We start from the raw sequence: 9469 nt of genomic DNA on the forward strand, positions 1-9469 counted from the left end.
GCAGCGATACTCTCAGGTGTTTTCGGGGTGATGCCGCAACGATAGCACAGCGTCGGATATTTCTGACTCCTGACCCAACTCCAGCATCAACCCACTCAAGCGCTTGACCTTGCGCCGCACGGCCTCTTCAAACACGCCGCCCCGGGGTTCGATCAGGCTGAACCAGCGTTTGGCACGGGTGATGCCGGTGTAGATCAACTCTTTGGTGAGCACCGGGTTCAGCGCATCCGGCAGGATCAGCGCCGTGTGGGTGAACTCCGAGCCCTGGGATTTGTGCACGGTCATGGCGTACACGGTTTCCACATCATTCAGACGGCTGGGCAGCACAAAACGCACGCCGCCCTGGCCATCGTTACGTGGGAACGCTACGCGCAGCACTGGGGGGCCGCCGTCGCTTTCGGGCAGTTTCAGCGCGATGCCGATGTCACCGTTCATCAAGCCCAGGCCGTAATCGTTGCGGGTCATCAGCACCGGGCGCCCTTCGTACCATTGCTCGTCGCCTTCGATCAGGCGCACCTTGCGCAGGGCGGCGGTGATGCGCAGGTTGAGGCCTTCAACGCCCCAAGGGCCCTTGCGTACCGCGCAGAGCAGTTGGAAAGCATCGAAGGCTTGCAGCAGTTGTTGCGCCCAGTGGGTCCAGGCGGTGTCTTCGCGCGGGGTGTCGGCGGATGGCCGGGCGCTTTGCAACAGATTGAGGTAATAGCGATAGCCCTCGGCACCGTCACCCTGCCCGTCCAGTACCAGACGCTCCAGGGCGTAATCGTGTTCGCCTTTGAGGCTGACGCAAAACAGATCATCGTGACTACGCGCCGCCAGCAGCTTGCGGGCTTTTTCAGCGTTTTGCTGGTTGACCCAGCGCGCCAGTTGGCCGATGCCACTGCCTTCGCCGAAACGGCGTGAGTAACGCAGCATCACCACTTGCTGGGCCAGGGGATGGGTACCGTCGAGGTCTTCCTGCAAGCCACTGGCACTGAGGTCTTCGCCACTGACGGCTTGCAGCCACCGGCGGGTCTCGGCGCTGTAGAAGCCGGCTTCGGCATCACGGCACAAATCACCGAGTACGGCGCCCGCTTCTACCGACGCGAGTTGATCCTTGTCGCCCAGTAATACCAGGCGAGCATGGGGTGGCAAGGCGTCGAGCAGGTTGGCCATCATTTCCAGGTCGATCATCGAGGCTTCATCCACGACCAACACATCCAGGGGCAACGGGTTACCGATGTGGTGACGGAAATGCCGCGTGCCTGGGCGACTGCCCAGTAGCCGGTGGACGGTGGTGACCTGGGTCGGGATTTTTTCCTTCACGTTGTCCGGCACTTTCAGCGACAGCACTTGCTGGCTGATGGACTCGGTGAGGCGTGCGGCAGCCTTGCCGGTGGGCGCGGCCAGGCGAATGCGCAACGGGCTGCCGGTTTCGACAGCCGGCGCCTGTAACAGCGCGAGCAGGCGCACCACGGTGGTGGTCTTGCCGGTGCCGGGGCCACCGGTGACGATGCTGAATGCACCGCGAGTGGCCAGGGCGCAGGCGAGCTTTTGCCAGTCGATCACGCCGTCGGGCGGCGGTTGGTCGAACAGGCTGTCCAGGCGCTGCGGCAAATCGGCGGCGACACGTTCCTGGGTGGCGAGCCGCAGGCGCAAGGCGGTGTCGATGCGCCGCTCGTAGGTCCAGTAACGGCGCAGGTACAGGCGTTTGCCGGACAGCACCAAGGGGCGACTTTGGGCGGATTCGCCGCCATCGACTGCCAACGCGACCAAGTGGCTGGCAGCCAGCGCATGGCACCAGTGGGCGCCGTCCAGGCCTTCCAGCAACTGCGACGGCAGCAGCATGGCACCGGTTTGCAGGTCGCCTTCAGGCGGCAACGACAGGGCAAAGTCCGGTGCCTTGAGGGTTTCGAACAGGTCGAGGCAGACGTGCCCATGGCCCAATTGATGGCTGGTCAGCGCGGCGGCCAGCAGTACCAGCGGGTCAGCGTGCGGGTCAAGCTCGTGCAGGAAGCCGACGAAGGCTTTGTCCAGGGCGCGCAACCAACCGCGATCGACCCAACGCTCCAGCAGTTGCACCAGGTCGGCGGCGCGACTGAGCGGCATCAACGCCTCCAGCGGTAACGGCGACAGGCTCATAACAGCACTCCTTGTTCCCAGGCGGGCTCAACCTTGGGCGGGAGGGTCTTGCCCTGGAACAGCAGGTCCAGGCCTTCGATCAGGTCCCGTGGCGGTCGGGTGAAATACGCACCCTGGCTCGCGGACCGGGTCCCGCGCAGGAACAGATACAGCGCACCGCCGGCATGGCGGTCGTAGTCGTAGTCCGGCAGGCGCGCCTTGAGTTGGCGGTGCAGGGCCAGCAGGTAAAGCACGTATTGCAGGTCGTACCGATGTTCGAGGATCGACTGTTCCATGGCGTCCTGGGTGTAGGCCGAATCGTCGGGGCCGAGCCAGTTGGATTTGTAATCCGCTACGTAATAGCGGCCGTCATGTTCAAAGGTCAAGTCGATAAAGCCCTTGAACATACCGTTGAGCAGCACGGGTTCGGCGGCAACGCGGGATACGCCGTTGTGGGTGTACTGGCACACCAGTTTGTCGAGGGCGAGTACGTCGACTTTGTGGCTGGCGAACCAGAACTCCATTTCGATCTGGTACTGCTGCAAACCGTTGAGGGAAACGTGACCGTTATCCACCGGCAATGGCGTTTGCAACAGGTGGCCGAGCCAACCGCTGAGGGTGATGATCCAGCCTTCCCAGTTACGACGATTGCAGCGGGCGCCCACGGCCTTTTCGATGGCCTCGGGTGTGACGTTGAAGCCCTCCTCCCCTGCCCACTCGAGCAGACCGTGAAGGAAAGTCCCTGGGTTAGGACCGCGAGGGAAACGGTGGATGTCGCCGCCGGACGCCGCCACTTCGCGGGGGGCATCGGGGTCGAGGCGCTCGTCATCGAACAGCTTCTGGGCCTGGGGGCTTTCCGGCGCTTCGAGCGTAGCGGCACTCATGCTGTCGCCGATACGCAAGGCGCTGTAGGAGGCAATCCACCAGTTTTCCGAGGCTTTGCGCTTGGGCAACAAGGGCGCCCGCAGTGTGGCTTCGTTGCGGGGTGGGTGGAAGACGATGGGTTGCGCTTCGGGCACCTGGGCATAGTCGATGGCAGGGCAACCTGCTTGCAGGTCCAACAGCCAGCGCGCCAGACCGGCAGACTCCCCCAGCGAAGCACCAGCGCCGAGCAGATAGCCCAACGCCGACAGGTGCAACACGGAGCTATTGCTGTTGCCACGCTTGAGGTCAGCGATGCCCAGCCAGCATGCATGCTTGGCGCGGGTCAGGGCGACATACAACAGGCGCAGGTCTTCGGCCAGGCGCTCGTTGTCGGCCTGGGCGATCAACTCGGGCGTAGGGCGCAGGCTGACGTGGGATTTGCCGTGTTCATCGTGGTAGTGCAGCGGCAAGCGGCTGCCGTCGACCGGTTTGGCCGAGCAGATGAAAGGCAGGAAAACCAGGTCGTACTCCAGGCCTTTCGACTTGTGGATCGTCACCACCTTGACCAGTTGCTCATCACTTTCCAGGCGCAGGATTTGTTCTTCACCCGCCTGGCCGGAGAGTGCCAAGTGTTCCGCCAGGTGTCGGATCAGTGCCTGTTCGCCGTCCAGTTCCGTGGCTGCCTGTTGCAGCAATTCGCTGAGGTGCAGCAGGTTGGTCAGCACCCGTTCGCCATCACTGCGTGCGATGAGGGTTTGCGGCAGTTTGAAGTCGTGCAGCAGGCGGCGCAGCATCGGCAGCACGCCTTGGGTCCGCCAGATCGCGCGGTAGCCACGGAACTGCATGACACGGCTTTCCCACGCAAGCTCATCCTGGTTCAGACGCTCCAGTTCCGGCAACGACAGGTTCAGCGTGACGCAGGCCAAGGCCGCGCGCAGCGGGCGCTCGACATCCGGCTCGGCGCAGGCCTTGAGCCAGGCGAGCAGGTCGTGGGCTTCCTGGGCGGCGAAGACCGAGTCCTTATCGGAGAGGTAGACGCTGCGTACGCCACGGGCTGCCAGTTCGGTGCGCACGGCTTGGGCTTCCTTGCCGTCGCGAACGAGAATGGCGATGTCTGACGGAAGCACACCGGTGAAGCTCACGTCCGGCCGTAGGAAACCGGCGGTACCTTGCTGCCCGCCGTTGAGCAATTCAACAATGTGCGTGGCACAGGCGGCCGCCAATTGCTGACGATAAACCGCATTGGACACTGGCTGGTCGGTAGGTAAGTGCCAGAGGTTCATGGCCGGCAGCGTTTGCCCATTAACCTGCAATTGTTCCTTGCGGCCCTGGGACAGCACAGAGTGGAAAGGCACCGGGTTTTCACCGTTGGGCTCGCGGAACAGGAACGCACCGCGACCTGTTTCTGCACGCTGGAATACGTGATTTACCGCCTCGACCATCGCATGGCTGGAGCGGAAGTTGGTGCCCAATGTGTGGTGGCGACCGGTAGTGGATTGTCGGGCGCGCAGGTAGGTGTAGATGTCGGCGCCACGGAAGGCGTAGATCGCTTGCTTGGGATCGCCGATCAGGAACAGCCCGCTGTCGAGGTGGTTTTCTTCGATGCGGTAGATGCTGTCGAAGATGCTGTATTGCACCGGGTCGGTGTCCTGGAATTCATCGATCAAGGCCACCGGAAACTGCTCGCGGATCACACTGGCCAAGCGTTCACCGCCGTCGGCTTGCAGGGCGGCGTTGAGGCGGATGAGCATGTCGTCGAACCCCATCTCGGCGCGGCGACGTTTTTCGTCCTCGAAGCGTTTGCCCACCCAGCCGGCGGCGTGTTGCAACACGGCGGCGTCGGGGGTCGGCAGCGCATCAAGGGCGGCCTTGAGGCTGGCCATGGCGTCGATACCGGGATGCTGCGGCGGCTCGCCCTTCCAGGCTTCGGCCATACCGTCGGGCGTGAGACGGGTGAAACCGGTGCCGATGTCCAGTTGCTCAAGGGTTTCGTCAGCGGCCCAGGCGCTGATCTTTTCGAACCAGGGCTCGAAGTAACGGGCTTGCATCTTGCGGCCGTCGACGGTTTTTGCGGCCACGGCTTGCAGGCAGATATCGCGCAGTTCGGCGGCCCATTGTTGCCAGGGGGCCTTGAGCGTTTGCAGTGCTTCGCGGCGTTCCTGCAGGCACGCGTTGATCAGCTCGGCGGGCTCGCGGGTTTCACCCGTCGGCCGTTCGCTGCCAAATAGCGCACGTACTCGCGGCATTAACGCGGCGGGGCCGCCCCAGTTGCTGCGCACCCAGTTGAGGGCGTCGTCGTGCATCGGGTAGCAGAACAGCCGCCAGTAATCGCGCAACACTTCGCCGAGCAGGTCGCTGTGGTCGGTTTCCAGGGTCTGGGTGAACAGGCTGCCGCTGTCGAAGGCATGTTCGCGCAGCATGCGCTGGCACCAACTGTGGATCGTCGAGACGGCGGCTTCATCCATCCACTGGGCGGCAATGTCCAGTCGGTTGGCGCAGGCAGGCCATTGTTCGGGTGGGTACTCGGCGCGCAGATCGGCGATCAGGGCATCGGGCTGTTCGATTTCTTCGCGAAAAAAGCGTGCGGCTTCGGCCAGGCGAATGCGGATGCGTTCGCGCAGCTCCTTGGTGGCGGCGTCGGTGAAGGTCACCACCAGGATTTGCGGCGGCAGCAATTCACGGCCGAAGCCTGCTTCGTCGCCACCGTGGCCGAGGACCAGGCGCAGGTAGAGGGCGGAGATAGTGAACGTCTTGCCGGTACCCGCGCTGGCTTCGATCAGCTGGCTGCCTTTGAGCGGGAAGGCCAGGGCCAAGGGTTTACGGGTCATGCGCCGTCCTCGCCGGTGAGTGATCGCCATGGTGCGTTGAGCAAGGGGCGATACAGGGTTTCGCACCAACCTTCGAACTCTTCGCTGGCGATCAGTGTGGCGTAGTCGGGGAATTGCCGGGTGAGCGCCGGGGTTTCGCGACGCTCGCCATCGTTGGTCAGGCCATCGCCTTCGTAGGTTTTACTGGCGGCGGCTTCGGCCTTGACTGGGTCGGTTTGGCTGAGCCACGCGAAGGCGGTTTTCACGGCAACGGGTAGCGGTTTGCTCATTCCGGTATGCCAGGCCAGCAGCAGGTTGCAGAGGATTTCCCGGGCATTGGATGTATCCAGTGGTGGCAGGAGCAAGGTGTCGTCGCTGGCCACCAAGCCAGTGCTTAACGGCAAGCCGCAGGCGCAGGCAACCACGTGATTGACCCAGGGGCGAATCAGGCGATGCCACTTGCGGGTCTTGATCGAGCCGATACTGTTGGGAATGGTGGTGACGCTGAGCAGCCCGCCATCACTGCGCCGATGCAATCCGCCGATCCAGCCTTCCAACTGAACGCCATGATGCTCAAAACTGACGGGTTCGGCGCCGGGGTGCGGGGTGGGCCAAAGGGCCAGTAATTGCTGGTAGCGTCGCAGCAGGTCGGGCAAGGGCTCGATCAGTTCGTTACGCAGGCATTCGCCGAAACCGACCATCGGCAATAGGCCACTGCCTTGCAGACGCAGGGCTTGGGCATTCAGCGCCTGGTCGAGGTGATCGGGTTGGGTGAGTGCAGCACTGAGCAGGCTGTCGCTCAGGCTGTAGCGTTGCAGTGCGTCGAGAACGAAGGGCTCTTCGTCGGCCAGCGGGACTTCGGCGGCCTCGAAGAATACTTTCAGGCGTTGGCTGAAGAAGTGTTTGACCGGGTTACGCAGGAAGTCTTGGAGCTGGCCGAGGCTCAGGGGCTCTTCCTGTTGGTGGGGAGCCAGGTCGTGTTCGGTTGGGAGGGCATCGGACGCTTCGTGGAGCAACTGCCATTCGCGCGCGTAGCTGAACAGCGCATCGCCCTCATGGAAATAGCGGGCGCTGAACGGTTGCAGCGGATGCTCTTGTGTCATGGCATCGATCAGTGGCTCGTCGCTGTTTGCGTGGTGCCAGCCACTGGCGAGATGGTCACGCAGTTGACCGATCAGTACCGAGGCAGGGCGATCACTGTTGTCACGGATGCTACGGCCGACCCAACTGATGTACAGCTGGTCCCGGGCTGAAAGCAGGGCTTCGAGCAGCAGGTAGCGGTCGTCTTCACGGCGTGAGCGGTCGCCGGGGCGGTAGTCACTGCCCATCAGGTCGAAGTCCAGCGGTGGTTGCGCACGTGGGTAATCACCGTCGTTCATGCCGAGCAGGCAGACGAGCTTGAAGGGGATCGCACGCATGGGCATCAGGGTACAGAAATTGACAGCTCCGGCGAGGAAGCGCTGGGACAGGCGGCCTTGGTCGAGGCCGGCCAGCCAGGCTTCACGGACTACAGTGAGGGGTAACTCGTCCTGCAGACCTACGGACTCGCAGGTTTCCAGCCAGGTTTCTCTGAGTTGTTCGAGTTGGCCCAGCAGGTAATCGTCGTGTTCACTGCTGGGCAGGAAGAACAGTTGCATCAGGCGTCGCAGACGCTCACCCCACACCCTCGGAGGTGCGGGTTGGGACAGGGCTTGGTGGGCGTCGTTGAGTGCGTCGAGCAAGGCGACCAATGGGCCGATGAGGGCGGCGTCCAGACCACCTATTTCGTCGTAGGGCTCGATGCCGTCACACGCGGCGCCGGTGCCTACGGCGTAACCGAGCAGCATACGGCGCAGGCCGAAACGCCAGCTGTTTTGCTCCAGCTCCGTTGGCAAACCTAGGCCGGCACGTTGTTCGGCGTTAAGCCCCCAGCGGATGCCGGCACCTTCTATCCAGCGGTGCAATGTGGGCAGGTCGCGTTCCTTGATGGCAAAGCGTTCGCGTAGGGCCGGAACATCAAGCAGGTCGAGAATCTCGCTGACGGGGAAGCGGCTGTCGGGGAGTTTCAGCAGGTGTTCGACGGCGATGAGCAGAGGGTCGCGGCCACGTTGGCCCTGGTCGGTCAGGGTGAACGGGATGAAGCGCGGGTCATTGCGCTCGAGCTGGCCGAACACGGCGCGGATGTGCGGCGCGTAACTATCGACGTCGGGAACCATGACGATGATGTCCCGGGGGCGCAGCGCGGGGTCCGCACTGAAGCGTTGGAGCAGTTGATCGTGGAGGATTTCCACTTCGCGTTGGGCGCTGTGGGCGATGTGGAAGCGGATTGAGGTGTCGCGGTCCGGGTCGACGGCAGGCCAAAGCTCGCGGGTTTCGTTGAGTGGGCGCAGTTCGAGGATGTCGTCCTGGAGCTGGTTGAGCAGTGTGGTGGGCTCGCTGTCGCTGAACAGGTCGATACGACCATCGCGGAAGGCAGCGCGGTAGCTGTTGGGGTCGTCGTAGCTGTCCAGCAGGCTGATGTAGTCGCGGCCCTGTTTACCCCAGGCAGCCAGCAGCGGGTGGGCATGCTGGTGCAGGGTTTGTGGGTCGATGGTGACCGGCATGCCACTCTTACGCGCTTGGCGTTTGTATTCGTTACGCAGCAGGTCTTTGTCGGCGACGATGTCTGACCAATGGTGGCGACAGGGGTTGTGCACGCAGAGTAAAACTTGGCTGAATCGTGCGAGACCGGCGAGGGCTTCGAGTGCCTGCGCAGGTAACGAGGAGATGCCAAAAACGATGACTCGGGATGGAAGGCCTGGGGGCGCGTGCTCGAGCGTGTTTATGCGCTCAATAAAGCGCTGGTGAACGCCTGCACGACTTTCGGCCATGCCTTCTTCACCTACATCCAACAGCAGCGCACGCCACAGCTCGGCTTGCCAGCAGTTAGCGAGGTTGAGGGGTTTGGACTCGCCTCGGCCATTGCGCAGTTGGTGACGGCCAGCAGCCCAGTCTTCCAGCCAATCGGCACGGTAAACTTGGTATTGGTCGAACAAATCAGCCAGGCGCTCGGCGAGTTGATAGCGTTTTCGCAAATCAGTGTCGTGGGTGAGGAAACGCTGCAGCGGTTCGAAGTGCGGCTGATCGATAAGCTCCGGGAGCAGGCGCATCAGGCGCCAGGTCAGTGGGGCTTTATCGAGCAGGGACTTGGGGGGGATTTCGTCACGGCCCAGGACCATGCGGTACAGCTGCCACATGAAGCTGCCGGGCAGTTGCACGTCGATTGCTGCGGCGATTCCACAACCGCCCATATCATCATCTTCAGGATCTTCAGCCAAAGCCAGCTTGAGCCACTGGGCGATGCCGTTGCTTTGCACCAAGGCGATTTCGTTTTCCAGGGGAGCCAGTGGGTAGCGGCGCATCCAACTGACCACCAGGCTGCGCAGTTCGTCCAGGCGGTTGCCGTGAACCACCATGAATCCAGCACTGAGGGACGTCGCGTCCGGCATAACGGCTTCCTTGGGAAAAGCAAAAATCGAAGGTGCGACTTTAGCATTGTGGGCAGTTATTGGCGGAATTGGCATGTGTTAGACATTTTCGACCGCCCAAAACAAAACCCCATCTGCTTTCGCAGATGGGGTTTCGGAGTTTAATCTTGACGATGACCTACTCTCACATGGGGAAACCCCACACTACCATCGGCGATGCATCGTTTCACTACTGAGTTCGGGATGGGATCAGGT

At 62.5% G+C, this 9469-nt stretch carries 3 protein-coding genes and 1 rRNA gene; all 4 read right to left on the reverse strand.

The annotated features are described in order from the left end of the window. Positions 1 to 12: 12 nt before the first annotated feature. Positions 13 to 2118, reverse strand: coding sequence for an exodeoxyribonuclease V subunit alpha (recD, locus tag BM403_RS14905; protein WP_093543413.1), 2106 nt, complete (start codon positions 2116 to 2118; stop codon positions 13 to 15). After that, positions 2115 to 5789 (reverse strand): exodeoxyribonuclease V subunit beta, encoded by a 3675-nt coding sequence (recB, locus tag BM403_RS14910; RefSeq protein ID WP_093543416.1) that lies wholly within the window; start codon positions 5787 to 5789, stop codon positions 2115 to 2117. Before recB ends, recD begins: the two co-directional genes overlap by 4 nt. Beyond that, positions 5786 to 9235, reverse strand: a complete 3450-nt coding sequence (gene recC, locus BM403_RS14915) for an exodeoxyribonuclease V subunit gamma (protein ID WP_093543418.1) — start codon at positions 9233 to 9235, stop codon at positions 5786 to 5788. The genes recB and recC overlap by 4 nt, the downstream gene beginning before the upstream one ends. A 144-nt stretch (positions 9236 to 9379) precedes the next feature. Beyond that, positions 9380 to 9469: ribosomal RNA gene (rrf, locus tag BM403_RS14920) — 5S ribosomal RNA — on the reverse strand; the annotation flags it as partial.

The organism is Pseudomonas sp. OV546 (assembly GCF_900116845.1).
GTDB lineage: Bacteria > Pseudomonadota > Gammaproteobacteria > Pseudomonadales > Pseudomonadaceae > Aquipseudomonas > Aquipseudomonas petroselini.

Bases quoted from the DNA above. Each gene is read 5' to 3' on its own strand.
- recC (WP_093543418.1), bottom strand. From the start codon at position 9,235: ATGCCGGACGCGACGTCCCTCAGTGCTGGATTCATGGTGGTTCACGGC.
- recB (WP_093543416.1), bottom strand. From the start codon at position 5,789: ATGACCCGTAAACCCTTGGCCCTGGCCTTCCCGCTCAAAGGCAGCCAG.
- recD (WP_093543413.1), bottom strand. From the start codon at position 2,118: ATGAGCCTGTCGCCGTTACCGCTGGAGGCGTTGATGCCGCTCAGTCGC.